Source organism: bacterium (genome assembly GCA_041649255.1).
Classification (GTDB): Bacteria; Hydrothermota; UBA3073; order JACQXS01; family JAQTXJ01; genus JAQTXJ01.
The window spans coordinates 1-17,231 of the sequence record JBAZNK010000005.1; the positions used below are offsets into that span (position 1 = coordinate 1).

Annotated in this window: 18 protein-coding genes; 9 read left to right on the forward strand and 9 right to left on the reverse strand. The window is 38.8% G+C overall.

Going from position 1 to position 17,231, the window contains the following annotated elements; translation table 11 throughout:
* Positions 1–146: mechanosensitive ion channel family protein (locus tag WC614_04720; GenBank protein MFA5032305.1), on the forward strand; the 146-nt coding region annotated here is incomplete at its 5' end.
* A gap of 32 nt (positions 147–178) precedes the next feature.
* On the opposite strand, the gene WC614_04725 is transcribed toward WC614_04720, so the two are convergent.
* Positions 179–442, reverse strand: a complete 264-nt coding sequence (locus tag WC614_04725) for a hypothetical protein (GenBank protein MFA5032306.1) — start codon at positions 440–442, stop codon at positions 179–181.
* A complete protein-coding gene (locus WC614_04730; protein ID MFA5032307.1) occupies positions 381–863 on the reverse strand; it encodes a hypothetical protein in 483 nt (160 codons plus the stop codon). Before WC614_04730 ends, WC614_04725 begins: the two co-directional genes overlap by 62 nt.
* Before the next feature lie 162 nt (positions 864–1,025).
* On the opposite strand from WC614_04730, the gene WC614_04735 reads away from it, so the two are divergent.
* Complete coding sequence (locus WC614_04735; GenBank protein ID MFA5032308.1) at positions 1,026–1,661, forward strand: nucleotide exchange factor GrpE; 636 nt, start codon at positions 1,026–1,028, stop codon at positions 1,659–1,661.
* 21 nt (positions 1,662–1,682) lie between these two features.
* Positions 1,683–3,698, forward strand: a complete 2,016-nt coding sequence (gene dnaK, locus WC614_04740) for a molecular chaperone DnaK (protein ID MFA5032309.1) — start codon at positions 1,683–1,685, stop codon at positions 3,696–3,698.
* A 435-nt stretch (positions 3,699–4,133) separates the two neighbouring features.
* Here the strand turns inward: dnaK and WC614_04745 are convergent, their stop codons facing one another.
* The 7 genes from WC614_04745 to rnhC all read right to left on the reverse strand — a co-directional run bounded on the left by WC614_04745 (position 4,134) and on the right by rnhC (position 12,396).
* Positions 4,134–4,763, reverse strand: a complete 630-nt coding sequence (locus WC614_04745; protein MFA5032310.1) for an NYN domain-containing protein — start codon at positions 4,761–4,763, stop codon at positions 4,134–4,136.
* 141 nt (positions 4,764–4,904) lie between these two features.
* Positions 4,905–5,783 carry a hypothetical protein gene (locus tag WC614_04750; GenBank protein MFA5032311.1) on the reverse strand — a complete coding sequence of 293 codons (879 nt, stop codon included), beginning with the start codon at positions 5,781–5,783 and terminating at the stop codon, positions 4,905–4,907.
* A 58-nt stretch (positions 5,784–5,841) separates the two neighbouring features.
* Positions 5,842–8,091 (reverse strand): C25 family cysteine peptidase, encoded by a 2,250-nt coding sequence (locus tag WC614_04755; protein MFA5032312.1) that lies wholly within the window; start codon positions 8,089–8,091, stop codon positions 5,842–5,844.
* A gap of 93 nt (positions 8,092–8,184) precedes the next feature.
* A complete protein-coding gene (locus tag WC614_04760) occupies positions 8,185–8,598 on the reverse strand; it encodes a hypothetical protein (GenBank protein MFA5032313.1) in 414 nt (137 codons plus the stop codon).
* 347 nt (positions 8,599–8,945) lie between these two features.
* Positions 8,946–9,488: a flavin reductase gene (locus tag WC614_04765; protein ID MFA5032314.1), complete on the reverse strand. Its 543-nt coding sequence runs from the start codon at positions 9,486–9,488 to the stop codon at positions 8,946–8,948.
* A 148-nt stretch (positions 9,489–9,636) separates the two neighbouring features.
* Complete coding sequence (locus WC614_04770) at positions 9,637–11,136, reverse strand: T9SS type A sorting domain-containing protein (protein MFA5032315.1); 1,500 nt, start codon at positions 11,134–11,136, stop codon at positions 9,637–9,639.
* Positions 11,137–11,142: 6 nt separating this feature from the next.
* Positions 11,143–12,396, reverse strand: coding sequence for a ribonuclease HIII (rnhC, locus tag WC614_04775; protein MFA5032316.1), 1,254 nt, complete (start codon positions 12,394–12,396; stop codon positions 11,143–11,145).
* A 597-nt stretch (positions 12,397–12,993) separates the two neighbouring features.
* Between rnhC and WC614_04780 the strand changes: the two genes are divergently transcribed.
* The 6 genes from WC614_04780 to atpA all read left to right on the forward strand — a co-directional run bounded on the left by WC614_04780 (position 12,994) and on the right by atpA (position 17,231).
* A complete protein-coding gene (locus WC614_04780) occupies positions 12,994–13,215 on the forward strand; it encodes an AtpZ/AtpI family protein (GenBank protein ID MFA5032317.1) in 222 nt (73 codons plus the stop codon).
* A 76-nt stretch (positions 13,216–13,291) separates the two neighbouring features.
* The gene (locus tag WC614_04785) at positions 13,292–14,233 is read left to right on the forward strand and encodes a F0F1 ATP synthase subunit A (GenBank protein ID MFA5032318.1); all 942 of its coding nucleotides are present in this window, start codon (positions 13,292–13,294) and stop codon (positions 14,231–14,233) included.
* A 74-nt stretch (positions 14,234–14,307) separates the two neighbouring features.
* Entirely contained in the window at positions 14,308–14,541 is a 234-nt protein-coding gene (locus WC614_04790; protein ID MFA5032319.1) for an ATP synthase F0 subunit C, read from the forward strand.
* Between the two features lie 100 nt (positions 14,542–14,641).
* A complete protein-coding gene (gene atpF, locus WC614_04795; GenBank protein MFA5032320.1) occupies positions 14,642–15,142 on the forward strand; it encodes a F0F1 ATP synthase subunit B in 501 nt (166 codons plus the stop codon).
* A gap of 6 nt (positions 15,143–15,148) precedes the next feature.
* Positions 15,149–15,733 (forward strand): ATP synthase F1 subunit delta, encoded by a 585-nt coding sequence (gene atpH / locus WC614_04800; GenBank protein MFA5032321.1) that lies wholly within the window; start codon positions 15,149–15,151, stop codon positions 15,731–15,733.
* Positions 15,723–17,231: a F0F1 ATP synthase subunit alpha gene (atpA, locus tag WC614_04805; protein MFA5032322.1), complete on the forward strand. Its 1,509-nt coding sequence runs from the start codon at positions 15,723–15,725 to the stop codon at positions 17,229–17,231. The genes atpH and atpA overlap by 11 nt, the downstream gene beginning before the upstream one ends.

A 17,231-nucleotide genomic window follows, 5' to 3' on the forward strand; every position in this document is an offset into this window, starting at 1 on the left:
TTTATTACGTTAAAAACAATGACTATAATAAATATATGGATATCCAGCAGACAATTAACCTTACGCTGAAAGAAGAATTCGAAAAGCGCAGAATCGAGTTCGCTTACCCAACGCAGACGGTATACGTGAATAAGGAAGCGAATTAATCCGGTAAAGCCATCTTGATTATTATTACTTCTTAGAACCCCGAAACTTTTTCAAGGTCAAGAATGACTTGTGTACTATCGGGTTTTGTATATTCCCAACGGACAAATCCGTATTGAGGATGAAAATAAAAGGTTGCTTTATATATTCCTAATTTACTTTCTCCCCTTGCGTCAATTTGCCAGCATTCCGGAATTTTCTTGTACAATGTCGGGATTTCAACTTTCTTGATAACCTTAGCATTTGTATTTACTCTGAGCCCAAACCATTCTTCGTGTCGCCAAAGAGATATAGTCAATGTATTTTCCCATTGTTTTTTTCTTTCTAAAGAAATCAGGAAAAGGAGCAAGCTCGGTAAATTCAAATGCGCCTACCCTGGGAGGATGAAGAAAAACCTCCTCATTGTTTTCTACAACTCCGGTCGCTTCTTCATTTATATAAGAAATAGGTACATTAAGTTCCCTCAACAAACCAGTATCCGAATCGTAAGATTGAGGTTTCCCGTATAACCACTTTATTTTTCTTTGCGAGCCACACAATTCATTAAAAACTTCCAATTCAACTTTTTGAGAGTCAACAGTATCTTTCTTTGTGTTAATAAAAAAAGCCGAATAAGTCCATTTTCTTCCCGGCTTAAATATTTCCTTATCTTTGAATAATTCTTCTCCTTTTGTCCCATCCGAAACAATTATAAGAAACAATATAATTATGCCCTTCATTTTTACATTTTTGTAATACACAAAAATTACAATCTTCTTCGTTATGTTGTAACAATTTTCCTATACTGTCAACCATAAAAACAAAAGTCCTATCAAAAAAATTTCTAATAATTGAATCCTTTTATTAAGATACGCATCTAACATTTTGAAAGGACAAAAACAATGATGAACAAAAAATGCAAAACGCTTAGAGAAGAAGCAGAGGAATACAAGGACAAATACTTGCGTTCCCTTGCCGAACTTGAAAACTACAAAAAACAGGCAGTTAAAGAACGGGCCGAAATACTACAATATACAAGGGAGAACATGCTTGTAGACTTTATAAGAGTCGTAGACGATTTTGAACACGCTCTTAGTGCACTAAAATTGGTCAACGCCCTAAATCCACAAGACAGGGAAACAAAATCCGACTCGACCGAAAAAAAGGGTAAGTCGGTAGAAATTCCAAAAATTGATGACTTTTATAAAGGAGTAGAGCTTATTTACAATAACTTTTTGGCGTTTCTTGACTCTAAAGGGGTAAAACCTTTCAGCGGGAAAGGGACAAAATTCGACCCGAGGTTACACGAAGTTGTAGGAGTAGAAGAAAGTAAAGATACGGAAGATGGCATAATAGTTAAGGAACTTTGTAGAGGATACGCCTTGAACGATAAAATTCTAAGACCGGCAAAGGTTATTGTGTCAAAAGTATGTGATTCTGCTCAAAAAGTAGAAATAGAGATTAAAGATAAAAACAACCAAAAAGATGCCCCCGCCAAGGTGGAGATAATCCCGCCGGAGACGGAAAAGGCTTCTTAAAAATAGAGAGAGGTGACTAAAATGTCAGAAAAAACAATAGGTATAGATTTAGGAACGACCAACTCCTGTGTTGCGGTTGCCGACGGCAAGGAATGGACGGTAATTCCCAACCCTGATGGTGGAAGAACTACCCCATCGGTAGCAACAATGACACCTTCCGGTGAACAATTGGTAGGCGTTCTTGCCAAAAGACAATCCGTAACAAATCCTGAAAATACGGTGTATTCTATTAAGAGATTTATGGGCAGAAGAAAGGATGAGGTGTCCGATGAAATGAGACTTGTTCCTTACAAAGTAACTGAAGGGCCGCATCAGGACGCACGAGTTGTAATGGGAGGGAAAGAATACTCTCCTCCTGAAATTTCTGCTATGATTTTACAGTATTTAAAGAAATCTGCAGAAGCATATCTGGGAGAAAAAGTAAGCAAAGCGGTTATTACCGTTCCTGCTTATTTTAATGATGCGCAGCGTCAGGCAACAAAAGATGCGGGTAAGATTGCAGGACTTGACGTTCTCAGGATAATAAACGAACCTACCGCAGCTTCGCTTGCTTATGGAGTGGGTACAAAGAAAAAAGAAAAGGTCGCGGTTTATGATTTCGGCGGCGGAACTTTTGATATATCAATACTGGAAATAGATATGTCGGCTAAACCGGCAGTTATTGAAGTTTTGTCCACAAACGGAGATACCCACCTTGGTGGAGATAATATTGACCAGAGGTTGGTAGAATGGTTGATAGACGAATTCAAAAAGACTAATGGAATAGATTTGGGTAAAGATAAAAGCGCATTACAGAGATTAAGAGATGCTGCAGAAAAAGCAAAGTGTGAACTTTCCACATCTATGGAAACGACCATTAATTTGCCATTCGTAACGGCAGATGCATCGGGTCCAAAACATCTTGACCAGAAATTAACAAGAGCAAAATTAGAAGCGCTGGTAGGCGATTTGATTGAACGCTCACGCAAACCTTGCGAAAAAGCGCTTGAAGATGCAATGAATCGAACAGGTTCCCAACTAAAAAGCATATCCGATATTGACGAAGTAGTACTTGTAGGCGGAATGACTCGTATGCCCAGAATTCAGAAATTCGTAAGAGAGTTCTTCGGCAAAGAACCTAATAGGAGCGTTAACCCGGATGAAGTAGTTGCCATTGGCGCTGCTCTCCAGGCATCCTCACTCGCAGGCGGAGACGAGAAAGGCAAAGAAGTTTTACTGCTAGACGTTACTCCATTGTCTCTTGGAATAGAGACTCTTGGCGGAGTGAGAACGGCAATGATTTCAAGAAATACAACCATACCGACTCACAAATCCCAGATATTTACTACTGCGGAAGACGGACAAAACGCGGTTACCATACACGTTCTACAGGGGGAAAGGCCTATGGCGCAAGACAATAGAAGTCTCGGAAGATTTGACCTGGTCGGCATACCATCTGCCCCACGCGGCATTCCACAAATAGAGGTAAGTTTTGACATAGACGCTAACGGGATATTAAACGTCTCGGCAAAAGATAAGGCAACAAGCAAAGAACAATCTATAAGAATAACCGGCTCATCGGGACTCAGCAAAGATGAAATAGATAAAATGGAAAAAGAAGCAAAAGAACACGAAGCCGACGACAGACAGAAACAGGAATTAATAGAAGTGCGAAACAAAGCAGACGGACTTGTATACTCTACGGAAAAGAATTTGAAAGACCTTGGAGACAAAGTAAATCCATCCGAAAAAGAAACGGTAGAAAAAGCGATTACGGAATTAAAAGACGCTCTCAAGGGAGACGATGCTAAGCTAATTACACAAAAGATGGAGACTTTACAGAATGCAAGTTACAAAATCGCCGAAGAAATTTACAAGAAAACGGGAGCCCAACAAGGACCGGGACAGGGCGCAGGGGTAGGACCGGAGCAACCTCAACAGGAAACTCAAGGCCCACAAGGACCGGAAGCTCAGCAATCCGCAGGACCACAGGGTGAAGGTCCCGTAGATGCGGAATACGAAGTCGTGGATGAAGACAAGAAAAAGGGAAAGAAATAGAAAATTAAGAAACGAACAGCATATAAAACAAGGGCAGGTAGAACAAAACCTGCCCTTGTTTTTGTATCAAACTTCTATTTATTGCTCGTGTTATCGGAGTACTAAGTCTTCTATTAAGGACAAAATGATAATCCCGCACTTTGCTCTAGAATTTGTATTTTATCTTAGGTGTTGAAGGTAAAATAGGGGAATCTATATTTTACTTTGTTTAATCCTTTTTCTTCTTAATTGCTTTGAGTAATTGGGTAGCAGGCGTAACGGGTTAAAGCAATATCATCTATTTTTCTTTGGGAACCACTGCCAAGTTCGACCATTTTCCCGGCATCGGCAAAATGGTCTGCAACTGAAATACCGGCATTTTCGCAGGAGGTAAAAATATTTACCGTTCTAAAATTGTTTCCTCTTTATTTGGGTAAGGTATTTGATTTGTATTGTTTACCATGTTTGGGGTTTGTGTATTACTTGTCCGTCCGGGAGAATTACAGGGTTGGGTAACTGATGTTTTATGTATTGTTCCTTACCTATTTTAAATGAATCCGGAGCTAAAAGTTTAAGTTCTGCATTATATCTAAAGAAAGGAAAAGCAAACATAATTTTTTTATTCGGGAATAAGGCATTGCATTCTCTAACGGCTGGGGATAAATCGGTATCGCCAGTCATAATAATAGCAGTATCACATTCTTTTTTATGAAAAATTTTAAATAGTTTTATTGCTATAGCAACATCTGTTTCCTTTTCTTCATGTTTTAAAATCATCTTTCTACATTGCTGACAATAAACACTTTTTTCTTTGAAACGACCTAATTCTTTTTTAATTCCCGTAGATTCTAGACATTTAATATAATCCTTATGACGTTGGATTTTATCAGGTTTATTTAAATAGTATGGGATAGCGGAGAAATAATAAACAGCTTCTAAATTAGCATCTTTTCCACCTAAAGGAATGTAAGACTCACATAAAGATTTATAATCTAACCATTTTGTACAGCAACCAGTATCTTCCTCAAGTGCTAATATAGAGTGATAAACATTAAATCCATCTATTAAGAATATAATTCTATTCATAAAAAAAAACCCTCTAGAGCGTACCCCAGAGGGACCTTGTAAGTTACTCACCCACAAGGGATGATGCGAGCACTTTACAAATGATTAGAGAATTGTCAAGTTTTTTGTATTACAAATTATTTGTGTGGAAAATTTCTTTTACTATTTAGAAAGTAATTTTGGTTTTATTTCAACCCAATAGTCTTTTGTTTCTTCCGGTTTAATTATTTTGTGTTGAGTTTTATTGACAAAATATTTCCGTGCGGCGGGGGATTCCTCAGGTAAATTTGTTATGGGTTCAATGCAAAACATTCCTGAGTCTTTGCCCGGAGACCACATCATTATGTTGTTAAAGTTTCCGGATATAAACTCAAAACCTTTCTTTGTGCCTGTATTTTCATAAGATAACCGCTCAACCCCTTTAAGGAAAAGTGCTCCGTTGCCTTCGATTGACTCCTTAATTACTTCTTCCAAGGTATAACTCTCTCCGCTGAGTTCAACAAAAACAGCAGGATGAACTTTTCCCAGCGTTCTGAAAGCAGGATGAAATCCCAACATATAAGGCATATCTATGCTTGATTTATTAGTTAACGATATCCCGATTTTTATTCCCGTTTCCGTAAGTTCTATTGATTTTCTAAGTTCATACTTAAACGGCCACTCAAGATATTCCGGGCAAGCGCTGCGGGGTTTATAGTTTGGGTTTTTAATCGGGGCTTTCCCGTCGTATCGCTGAACCAATTGAACGGAATTGCTTTCCTGACTTTCCGTAACAAATTCAATCGCATTGGAAATGCCGTGGATATCATGATTAACAAATCTGTCTTCAAGCCTAACTTTATACCCTACAACCGCTCCGACAATAGGAAACATTATAATTTCAGACTTCTGCCATCCGGAATAATCTTCTGTTTGTTTTAAGTCTGAGGGTTTACCGCCGCCGTGAATATACTGTATTCCGCCCTGCTCAAAACCAACTAATTCCCCGGAACAAACCTGGGCTTTGTTGTTTTTAGTTTCTATGTTTATAATTTCTGTCATAATCCCTACATAGCTTAACGCAGGCTAAAGCCTGCGGCTACCCACTCGTAATGTATTCCTACAATAAAATCAACTTATTTGTTTTTAAGAGTTTGCCTGTAGTCGTTTTAAGGTTATAAAAGTAAATTCCGGAATGGACCTTTTTGTTGTAGCTGTCCCTGCAATCCCATTTGAAAAAGGTAATTGGGTCATTGGGTAATTGGGTCATTGGAAAAGATTTTACTAAACTGCCGGTTAAATCGTAAATGTTAAGAGTCAAGTTTACGTTAGCCAATTTAATATCTTTGCCTAACTCAAGCATAAAGTTTACATTTTTTGTAGCCGGGTTTGGGTATACGGATAATTTAGAAGTTTGAATACCGGGGAAATTTTCCTGTTCGCCCGTAATTGTTATGCTGTCTTCAAAAGTTGCCAGATTATGTCCCGTTACCGTAATCGTTCCCAAAAATGGGCTTGAAGTGTTTAATGGAATTATTGCATAACCCGTCCCATCCGTATATGAAGAATAAATAGTATCTGTTTTCAGGCACACAAGAGCATTTTTAACCGGAGCTCCCTTATCGGTAAGAGATACGTATAAAGTACATACGCCAATAGGAAACACTCCCGGATAATTTACTGCAATAGGATGCGGAACATCCGAATAAATATCTATACTGCCATCGCCTATTAAGTTATACATTCTGAAATATTCCTGCGTATTTAAAGTATCTCCATAGTGTTGGTATAACAAAAGTTTAGCAGTATTAATTGCGCCCATTGTCCAGGTAGTCCCCGAATCAAACATCTCATCAAACAAATATTTTTGCAGGAGGTCATCTTCTTCCCAGTAAGAAGAAACTGAAGAACCAAGGGTTGCAATCGCTCCACGATATCCGGAACGAAGCCAGGATTCGGTAAAACATTCGTCTGCCGAAAACGTTCCCGTGTAACACGCAAAACTGCCAACAAAAGGAACTTTATCTACATTAGTTAAATTATGAACTTCGGTAGTTGAAAAAACAGGCCCCTGCCATAAACTTGTTCCGCCATGTCCCGAATAAATTACAAAAGAAGCTCCCGTATCTACGGCTTGCGCAATAGGCGTTCCCGACGATGCGAATCCCCACAACGAATCGCAAATCATATCATTGGCGCGACATTTTTCCATACAATATATGTTTGTACTCTCGGCTATAAAATGATTACCTCCGTCCGTAGTCGCAATAAAATAAGCTTTTTTACACCATCCCGTACCATTAGACCAGTTATTCTTTTCGTATTTTATTGTCTTTTTAACAAGGCTATCCATCCGGGTTGTATCCCCAACGGAGAAGCGAGAAACATATAAATCGGGAAGGTAATCCGTAGTATCCATCAAACTGTAATTTAAGTCCGTTCTTATACTGTCGGAAGTATAATACGAAAAATACCCGATTTTATCCACATCTGCTGCCAACAAAACAAATGTCGGAGGAACCTGCCACGTATCATAAGCAGATTTGATGTAATCTCTTATTCCCTCGGGAGTAGCGCTTCCTATCTCCGAAAGCTTTGTTACGGTTGTGTAATATCCTTTTTGAGTTTTCCATTCTTTCAGGGGCAATATCTTTGAATAATATTCATCCGGAACTATTATAAGATATCCAATGGGTAATTGCGGTCCCTTGAAAGATGTCTGAAAATATGTATAATTTACAATAATATCTTTAAGATAATTATCATTAGGATTATTTAACCTCCGGAAATCCCTCTTTGTAGTTGTCCAATCAGGATTTACAAAATTCAAAGTAACCTGAATCTCATCGGAAAATTCTATATTGTTTTTATAAGGATTGTAAACTGCGGGATAAATTTCGACGACCGCGATTCTGTAGCCCCTTATATTTCCTATATTAATTATGCGGACTCTATTCGTGGGTAAGGTTTCGTTTTTAGTATAATAGTTCTGATCCATAACAAACTCTTTTTTGTAGTTTACGTTCTTTGATACAGAATGTTGGCGTGGGTATATCGGGTTATTTAACGGCATTGTGGCAGTATGAGAAAAACTGCTTTCCAATGTTACTTTTTCGCATACGGGAATGGCAATAATTTTTCTTATAACGGGAAGTTCAGGAAGCCCAACGCTATTACTCAAGCCTACCTGTTTATCCGTCGGGATTGACAATCTGACAAAAGTCCTATTGGATTTATACTCTGTAGTCTTTGTAATTGTTGGTTGCTCTATTTTCAGGGTAAGAGATATTTTATCATAGGAAGTATAGCAAGTTGTTTTCCCGTCGGACTGGACAAGCGAAGCAAAAATTAAAAATAATAAATAATTCATTTTTTACCCCCTAACGTTTACAAAACCGACAAGTGTCTAACGTCTTTTGACATAATATAAATACGCCAAATATTCTGCATATTTTATTTATTGTCAGACAGGAATGTCTGACCTACTATTACTTTCTATTTTGCTTTTAACGAATTTCGTTACTTCTTCTGCATTTTTATTAAATCTTATATACGTACCTCTATAACTGTCAAGCCTTGTCGGTTTATCAAAAGGAGATAAGAGTATACCGTTTTTATCTTTATAACAACTTCCGAACTCGCTCCATTTTTTTGCCCTTACGGCTACAATACCTTTTATCGTTACCCCGTTATCATCCATTGTATATTTTGTCGGCAGAAAATAAGCGCTTATACTTGTACAGAAAAAAATCATTGATACTATCATCCAGTACAGCCCAAAAGAAAAATATATTCCGATTGCAAACAAGACCAAAAACACCATAAGAAAGATTGTTTTGCGTGGATGGTCTTTAAACGGAAACGATTGCCAGTTCATATTCTTTATACCAATCCCATTAAATGTTTACCTCTTTTTAAAACCTTTTTAGGACGCAGATAAACGCAGATTACCATGATTTTCAAAATCCTTCCTGCCTACCGCAGGCAGGCTTTCTGCGATTATCAAATGCTTTCCTTTTGACTTAGTTTATTATTAACAGTGACTTTAAGAGATTGCAAGAGATTTTTCCCCATTTCTTATTTCTCTTAAATTTCTCTTCGATCACTGTTGACTTTATTTGTTTTCTGTTTACTAATTACCGTTAACTGTCTTGCATTATCCTTTTTATCTGCGCTCATCTGCGTCCAAAATTTCTGTTCTTTTCTCTTTGTATTTTATTGGTATTAAGTCTTAACGCCTAAATATGTTTTTACAACTTCGCCGATATACATTCTGTGATAATCGGTTTTCCCATAATTTTTTTCTATTCTTTCATCAAGAAATTGTTTTGGAATGAGGTCCTGGTAATACATTTTTTTACATTCCATTACGAGTCTTGCTTCCTCAAAGTAAACGCCCAAAGCGCCTTCTTTCGGAGTAAGCCCGGTCTTTTTAATCTTATCAACGTCTCTGCCCGACCTTCTTCCGCAAAACTTTAAGGCTTCCCTGTGCCTTTTTTCAAAAAACGAAAGCGTAAACGAGTCAGTTTTTTCCATAAATTCAAACGTGTATCTTGATGGTCTTATTACGATATAAGATACATTAACTTTCCAGAGCACTCCTAACCCGCCCCACGATGCCGTCATTGTGTTGAACTTTTTAATATCGCCTGCGGTAATCAGCATCCAGTCTTTGCCTATTAACTTGAACACATTGTCTTTAATGGTTAAGGGGTTGACTTCCTCGAAATGCTTTTTTCTTAATACCGGCTTTATTTTTTCTATCATTTTATTAAGATTTTCACCGCAGAGTCGCCCCGCCTTCTTCGGGGTAAACTCCGTTCGCAGAGAAGAAAAATAAATAATTTTTGCTTCCCCTGTTTACCTGCGTTCATCTGCGTCCTAAGACTTTGTTTTTTTATCAATATATTTTTTTCTATCTCATCAAAATTAATTTTTTCGTTTCCTTGTATCCACCAACTACAAGTCTTACAAAATATATTCCTGCTTTTAGGTCTTTTGAGTTTAGGGTTGTGGTATAAGTGCCTGCCGGTTTTTGTCCGTTGACTAATGTTTTGACGCAACGACCTGACAGGTCGTAGAGTTTTAATTCTAGACCACTTTGAGAGGGGACAGTATAAGAAATATTTGCGAAATTGGTTATTGGGTTTTCTCCTATCTCTAATTTTGATATTTGATTTTTAATGTTTAATTTTTCTTCTACCCCTGTTTCTTTCCCCAACCTAATCAAATAGACATCCCCATAACCTGCCCCGAAAGAGCCTGTAATACCAGCGATTATATATCCGCCGTCTTCAGTTTGTTGAACTGAATACCCTGCATCAACAGCAGTTCCGCCAAAAGTTTTTGTCCACAAAGTATCGCCCGAAGAATCTGTCCTGATGAGATAGACATCCAAATTGCCTGCCCCAAAAGATTGTGTAAGACCTGCAATGATAAATCCGCCGTCTTTAGTCTGTTGAACTGAATAACTCTCATCAACATCCGTTCCACCAAAAGTTTTTGTCCAAAGAGTATCGCCGGAAGAATTTGTCCTGATTAAATAAACATCCCAATTGCCCGCCCCGAAAGAGAGTGTATTTCCTGCAATAATAAACCCACCATCTTGAGTCTGTTGAACCGAATACCCCTCATCAACCCCAGCTCCACCAAAAGTTTTTGTCCAAAGTGTGTTACCTGACGAATTTGTTCTAATGAGATAGACATCAATAGGTGCCCCAGAAGAGTATGTTCCTGCAATAATAAATCCACCGTCTTGTGTCTGTTGAACCGAAAAACCACCATCATAGTTAGTTCCACCAAAAGTTCTTGTCCAGAGAGTGTCTCCTGAAGAATTTGTTTTAATCAGATAAACATCGCCATTTGTCCCGAAAGAGAATGTAGTTCCTGCAATAATAAAACCACCGTCTTGAGTCTGTTGAACAAAATAGCCATAATCACTGCCAGTTCCACCGAAAGTCTTAGTCCAGATAGTGTCGCCTGAAGAATTTGTCTTAATCAGATAGACATCGTATCCGCCCGCCCCGAAAGATTTTGTATATCCTGCAATAATAAAACCGTTGTCTTGAGTTTGTTTAACCGACCATCCAAAGTCATTGCCCGCCCCACCAAAAGTCTTAGTCCAAAGAGTATCACCTGAGGAATTTGTCCTGATAAGATAAACATCCCCAGAATCTATTCCAAAAGACCATGTCTGTCCCACAATGATAAACCCGCTGTCCTGAGTTTGCTGAACTGAATATCCCCCATCCCCGGCAGCTCCACCGAAAGTTCTTGTCCAGAGGGTATCGGGTGCGGAGGCAAATAAGTTTGTTCCCGTAAGGATAATAAATAAAAGCACCACCGCCTGAGCGGGATGTTCCAGATGTTCCAAATATTTCTTTCCGCCTGAGGCGGATTTCGCTTCGCTCAACATTTTATTTTATTCTTTCAACAAATTATAAGTTTCTTCCAGTGATTGGGATACGACTTTTGTATTGGCGACTATCGGCATAAAGTTTGTATCGCCGTTCCAGCGCGGGACTATGTGAATATGCAAATGTCCTTCCACTCCTGCGCCGCCAACTTTCCCTACATTTATCCCGATGTTAAACCCATCCGGTTTTAGTTTGTCTTTGATTTTTGATACGCATTTTTGAACCATCGTAAACACTTCGGATAGTTCTGCGGGGGACAACTCTTCAATGTTCGCAACGTGCCTGACAGGCGTAACCATAATGTGTCCCGCATTGTAAGGGAAAGTATTTAATACCGCAAAAGCTTTATCACCCTGTATAATTATATACAATTTATTATCACAAAATATACAACTATTGGATTTATGCGCAGTTGTTTTTATGTATTCCGAACGCCATGGCGCCCATAACTTTTCCAAACCCTGTTGAATCGGCTGAGGCCCAGAAGTGACTTTACTCGGTGGAAATACGGATTTGGGGATTGCGCCTGCCTGTCCGGTAGGCAGGGATTGCGGAACTTGGGTTTTGTCTTGTGGTTTATCCGAAGGTTGGGCAGCTGATTGAGGGACAGGGGTATCGGGTGTAGTTAAGGGTTCTTTTGGCAAGGCATTTGTAGTTTTGAAATGTAATTTTGCTGCCATTCCTAACCCCTGGAATCCATATTTTTGTATAAAAGCGCGAGCAGCCTCATCAACCAGACTTGCGCCTCTTGGCAATTCCATATTATATTTGGCAGATAGTTTTTCTATGTTTTCAATGAATTTGTTTTTAGCAAGTATTGAAGCGGCGGCAACTGCAATATCCTCTTCTCCTCTTACTTTCTGGATAAGTTTTATTTTTTTGCCTTTTTTCATCAGGGCGTTTTCAATATAAGACACGTCTCCGAACTTATCTGCAATTGCAAGAGGACATTCCTGCTGGGATAAAAGATTTTCAATCGCTCTTGCATGTCCCCAGGCAAGAAGATGATTAAGGTTTTTCATTTTAGAATATAAGTCATTATATTTTTCTATTCCGATTTCAACTACAGAGCAGAGACAAGCATCATAAATACCTTTGCTTATTCTTTTAATTTGATTGTCGCTCAATTTTTTGGAATCCCTAACTCCAAGTTCACGAAGCGCAGGAAGTGATTTTTCGTCTACAAGAACTCCCGCAATAACAATTCCGCCAAAATAATCGCCTTTGCCGGCTTCATCCGTTCCTATCCAGCAATTCATAGTTTCCCCCTTTTATTATTTTCATATATATTAATACTTCCTTTTATTCTTGTTGTCAATTAATTGTTATGTGAATGATAAAATAATCCCGCTAAAGCGAGACTGCAACAACAAACCCTATTTTGGGCTAAAGCCCAGAGGTTGTTTGGGGTTTAGTCTTTCCCCCCGCCCTAAAGGGCGGGGTAATTTTAAAAGCAGAGGCAAGCAAAGTAAACTTGCAACTACAGACTTTAGAAAGACCCTAGGCGCAAGGCAAATCCGCCTCAGGCGGACTTGCCCTACCCAACATGAAATGGACATCTGTTCCCTATAGAATATATAGATGAGAGCGAGGGCTCTCATCTACCCAAACTATTTTAAGACAGAAAGAGGGACATAGCGCCCTATGTCCCTACGGAAAGCGTTAATCAACTCAAAGCCAAGACGGTTAACGCCCGAGCGGGATTGTCGACTTCCACGGGAGTCCATTTTATCCAATTACTACTAATTTCCCCTTAATTACAATAAATTACTATTTTTCTGTAAAATACCTTCTTGACAAACAGACTATTATAAATTAGCTTTTTTTCGTTACTCTCAAAAAACATTATAACAATAATGAAAGACTGGCATGCGGCATTGCAACTAATAGCCGTTGGCTGGTATATAGCTTTGAGCCTTCTCATTCCTTTTGGTATGGGGTTATGGCTTGATAAAACTAAATTCCATTCTTTTCCAAAACTTACCTTTGCGGGCGTTGGTATTGGCACGGTAATTATGGTTTTCGGAGTATATAAAATGCTGAAAGAAATTATGAAGGCGGAGAATAAAAAGAAATAGTAATAAATGTAACAGGTAGAGATAAATAGTAATAAATGGGAACAGATAAAGACAGAGAAAAAAAGAAATAAAAGATATGAAAGGGAAGAAACTAAAAAAGTTTATTATTTTTGCTTCCATTACGTTAGTTCTTTTTGCGATTAGCTTTGTTGGCGGGACACTCGGGACGGCCTTATTAAACAGAGGTTCGACTATGGGTTTTCTTAGTATCCCAAAACCCTCCCCGGAACTTCCGGCACAAATAATTTTCTATATAGGATATTTTCCCGTAACCAACACAATTTTAACTTCGTGGATTACAATGTTAGTTTTATTATGTCTATCTCTTTGCGCAACACGAAAAATGAAGCTTGTCCCGAAAGGCGCACAAAATGTATTTGAAGCAGTTATTGAAGCGCTGCTTGATTTTATGGAAGGCGTAGCAGGTAAGAAAAATGCGCGCAGGTTTTTCCCTGTAGTGGCAACCATTTTCCTGTTTGTGATTACAAACTCTTGGTTAAGTTTGCTGCCGGGTTTTGGAAGCATTCTTATCGGAACGCACGAAGGCGAAGCTCATTTGTTAAGAGGCGCGAATACGGATATAAACCTGCCATTAGCGCTTGCGATTATAGCTTTTGTTTCAATAGAATTCTGGGGAATAACCGAAGTCGGATTTCCCAAATACATAAGCAAATTTACGAATTTCAAAAGATTTTTTCGTGGTATAGGACAGCTTCTTACAGGCAAATTTAAAACGGCTTTCGGAGACATATTTTCCGGGATAATAGATATTTTTGTCAGTTTGCTTGAAACGATAAGCGAGTTTGTGCGACTGTTAAGCTTTACTTTCAGGCTTTTTGGAAATATGACGGCAGGCGAAATATTGTTGTTGGTCGTTACTTTTCTTGTGCCGTGGATAATGCCGGTGCCGTTTTACGGGTTGGAATGTTTGGTCGGATTTATACAGGCGTTTATTTTCAGCGGACTGACACTTGTGTTCGCAACGATCGCAACGACAGGACATGAGGAAGAACATTAAAGAAAATAGTAGGAAGTAGGTAGTAGGTAGTAGATAGGGAACAGAAAAAAATATAAAATAAAGGGAGGTAAGAAATGGATGCAGCAGCAATGAAGATGTTAGGCGCAGGTTTGGCAATAGGATTAGGACTTCTTGGACCGGGAATAGGAATCGGATTACTCGGTTATGGCGCAATGCAAGCGCTCGGACGTAATCCGGAAGCAAAAGGTCCGATAATGACCAATATGATTTTGGCTATCGCTTTTGCCGAAGCATTGGGTATTTATGCTTTAATCGTAGCTATTATATTGGCTATGGTAGCAAAATAATCAGATTTTGGATTGGGGATTTTGGAGTGCGGATTGAAAAAATAAAAAAGAGAAGAATTGCGGATTTCGGAATTGAAAAAGTAGCAATAGGGGGGTGAAAGTGGAAGGGTTAGGGATTAATTGGCCTACACTAGTAGCACAGCTTGTTAATTTTACTATTTTATTGCTTATTCTTTATTTCGCTGCATACAAGCCTATTCTTAAAATGCTTGACCAGCGCTCTACAAAAATAAAAGAAAGTATGGACCAGGCGGAAGCAATAAAACAACAAACCGTTAATACGGAAAAAGAAATTAAAACCCAGCTTGATGCTGCCCGTAAAGAAGGCTTAAAACTGGTAGAACAGTCGAGTTTAATGGGAGAAAAATTAAAAGAGGAAGCAAAAAAAGAAGCAAGACAGGAAGCGGAAAACCTTGTCGCTAAAGCTAAAATAGAGATTTCCCGCGAGCGCGATGAAACCATAGAACAACTAAGAAAAGAGTTCATTAACGTTGCAGTCTCCGCAGCAGAGAAAGTAATTGAACAAAGCCTGGACAAAGAAAAACACCGTCACATTATCGAAGAAGTATTAAAAGAAAATTCCGTTTTGAAGAAGAGCTAATAAATTATGTCTATTACTATATCGGGTAAAAGGTATGCGCAGGCTATACTGCAAATAGCCAAAGAAGACAATCAAATAGCGGAGTGGCAAACCGCTTTGATAAAAATGGCAGAAGCCTTGAAAGATATGGATTTTACGCATATCTTAGAAAACCCAAAATTACATTTTGACAAGAAAAAAGAGTTTATAGATTCTCGTTTGAAGGACCTGATTCCCAAGTCTTTAAACTTATTATATCTTTTAACAACGAAAGATAAATTAAAACTTATTCCTTATATTACCAACGAGTACGGGCAACTTCGTAATGCCTATGAAGGCATTGAAACCGCTACAATCACTACTGCCATTCCTTTTGACGACAAAGAAAAGAAAGACCTGACGCTCAATCTTGAGAAATCAACCGGGTATAAAATAGTATCCGATTTTAAAGTCGCTTCGGACATTATAGGTGGAATTATTATAAAAATTGGAAATAAACTTGTTGATGGCAGCACTAAAAATAAATTAAATCTCTTAAAAGAAGCTTTACTAAAACAACAAAACTTGCCCGGCGACGGTCCGGCAAAAGAGGGGAAAACCTATGGCAAATAAAGGAAACGAAATTATCTCTGTAATCAAAGAGCACATTAACGAGTTCGGCTCTAACGTAACGGTATCAGATGTCGGAACCGTTATCGAAGCGGGAGACGGCATTGCCAGAATTCACGGCCTCGGTGGAGCGAAATACAACGAGCTAATACAATTCCACACCGGAGCAATGGGGCTTGTTTTGAATCTGGAAGAGGACAATATTTCTGCCGTTATATTTGGTGATTACACTAAAATTAAAGAAGGGGATGAAGTAAAATGCACGGGAAGAGTTATTGAAATACCTGTAGGAGACGGGCTTATCGGTCGAGTTGTAAATCCTCTTGGCGAACCCCTGGACGGGAAAAGCCCTATCAAATCCTCTAAGACAAGACCTATAGAAAAAGTTGCTCCTGACCTTACTTTAAGAAGTCCGGTAAACACTCCGATATACACAGGAATGAAAGCCGTGGATGCTATTGTTCCCATAGGCAGGGGACAGCGAGAATTAATCATCGGTGACAAATCTACCGGTAAATCGGCAATCGCCATTGACACTATTATCAGGCAAAAAGGAGAAAATCTTATATGTATTTATGTCGCTATCGGGCAGAAAACAGCTAAAGTCGCCCAAACAGTAGCTACATTGGAAAAATACGGAGCGATGGAACATACTATAATTGTTGCCGCAAATGCTTCTGACCCTGCGCCTCTTCAATATATAGCGCCTTTTGCAGGTTGCGCCATAGGTGAAGAATTTATGGAACAGGGCAAAGATGCTCTCATTATTTATGATGACCTTTATAAACATTCATGGGCTTATAGACAAATTTCTTTGTTATTAAGAAGACCGCCCGGAAGAGAAGCATACCCGGGAGACATATTCTATTTACACAGCAGGTTGCTGGAAAGAGCTGCAAAACTTTCTGCCGAACTTGGAGGCGGGTCTTTGACGGCGCTACCTATAGTTGAAACACAGGCAGGAGATGTATCCGCTTACATACCGACAAACGTAATTTCCATCACGGACGGACAAATTTATCTTGAAGCGGATTTATTTAATTCAGGGATTCGTCCTGCGATGAATGTGGGCTTATCGGTATCCAGAGTCGGCGGCGCAGCACAATCCAAAGCTATGAGACAGGTTGCAGGAAAATTGAGATTGGAATTAGCTCAATTCCGTGAACTTGCAGCTTTTGCTCAATTCGGAACGGCAGATTTAGACAAGACTACAAAAAATCAATTAGAGCGAGGCAAACGTATTACCGAGGTTTTGAAACAACCTCAATACATACCTATGTCTCTGGACAAAGAAGTCGTTATTTTATATGCGGTTATTAACGGATATCTCGATGATGTTCCCGTAGAACAAGTACCTTCTTTCGAACAAAAATTTCATAAATTCATAGAAACGAATTATCCTGAAGTAGGTAACAGAATAAACAAAGAAAGAGAATTAAAACCGGATTTGGAAGAAGCGTTAAAGAAAGCAATCGTAGAGTTTAAGAAAACAATATCTTAA

Bases quoted from the DNA above. Each gene is read 5' to 3' on its own strand.
- WC614_04785 (MFA5032318.1), top strand. From the start codon at position 13,292: ATGAAAGGGAAGAAACTAAAAAAGTTTATTATTTTTGCTTCCATTACG.
- atpH (MFA5032321.1), top strand. From the start codon at position 15,149: ATGTCTATTACTATATCGGGTAAAAGGTATGCGCAGGCTATACTGCAA.
- WC614_04765 (MFA5032314.1), bottom strand. From the start codon at position 9,488: ATGATAGAAAAAATAAAGCCGGTATTAAGAAAAAAGCATTTCGAGGAA.
- WC614_04790 (MFA5032319.1), top strand. From the start codon at position 14,308: ATGGATGCAGCAGCAATGAAGATGTTAGGCGCAGGTTTGGCAATAGGA.
- WC614_04750 (MFA5032311.1), bottom strand. From the start codon at position 5,783: ATGACAGAAATTATAAACATAGAAACTAAAAACAACAAAGCCCAGGTT.
- WC614_04755 (MFA5032312.1), bottom strand. From the start codon at position 8,091: ATGAATTATTTATTATTTTTAATTTTTGCTTCGCTTGTCCAGTCCGAC.
- WC614_04735 (MFA5032308.1), top strand. From the start codon at position 1,026: ATGATGAACAAAAAATGCAAAACGCTTAGAGAAGAAGCAGAGGAATAC.
- WC614_04760 (MFA5032313.1), bottom strand. From the start codon at position 8,598: ATGAACTGGCAATCGTTTCCGTTTAAAGACCATCCACGCAAAACAATC.
- WC614_04780 (MFA5032317.1), top strand. From the start codon at position 12,994: ATGAAAGACTGGCATGCGGCATTGCAACTAATAGCCGTTGGCTGGTAT.
- WC614_04730 (MFA5032307.1), bottom strand. From the start codon at position 863: ATGAAGGGCATAATTATATTGTTTCTTATAATTGTTTCGGATGGGACA.
- WC614_04770 (MFA5032315.1), bottom strand. From the start codon at position 11,136: ATGTTGAGCGAAGCGAAATCCGCCTCAGGCGGAAAGAAATATTTGGAA.
- atpA (MFA5032322.1), top strand. From the start codon at position 15,723: ATGGCAAATAAAGGAAACGAAATTATCTCTGTAATCAAAGAGCACATT.
- rnhC (MFA5032316.1), bottom strand. From the start codon at position 12,396: ATGAATTGCTGGATAGGAACGGATGAAGCCGGCAAAGGCGATTATTTT.
- dnaK (MFA5032309.1), top strand. From the start codon at position 1,683: ATGTCAGAAAAAACAATAGGTATAGATTTAGGAACGACCAACTCCTGT.
- WC614_04745 (MFA5032310.1), bottom strand. From the start codon at position 4,763: ATGAATAGAATTATATTCTTAATAGATGGATTTAATGTTTATCACTCT.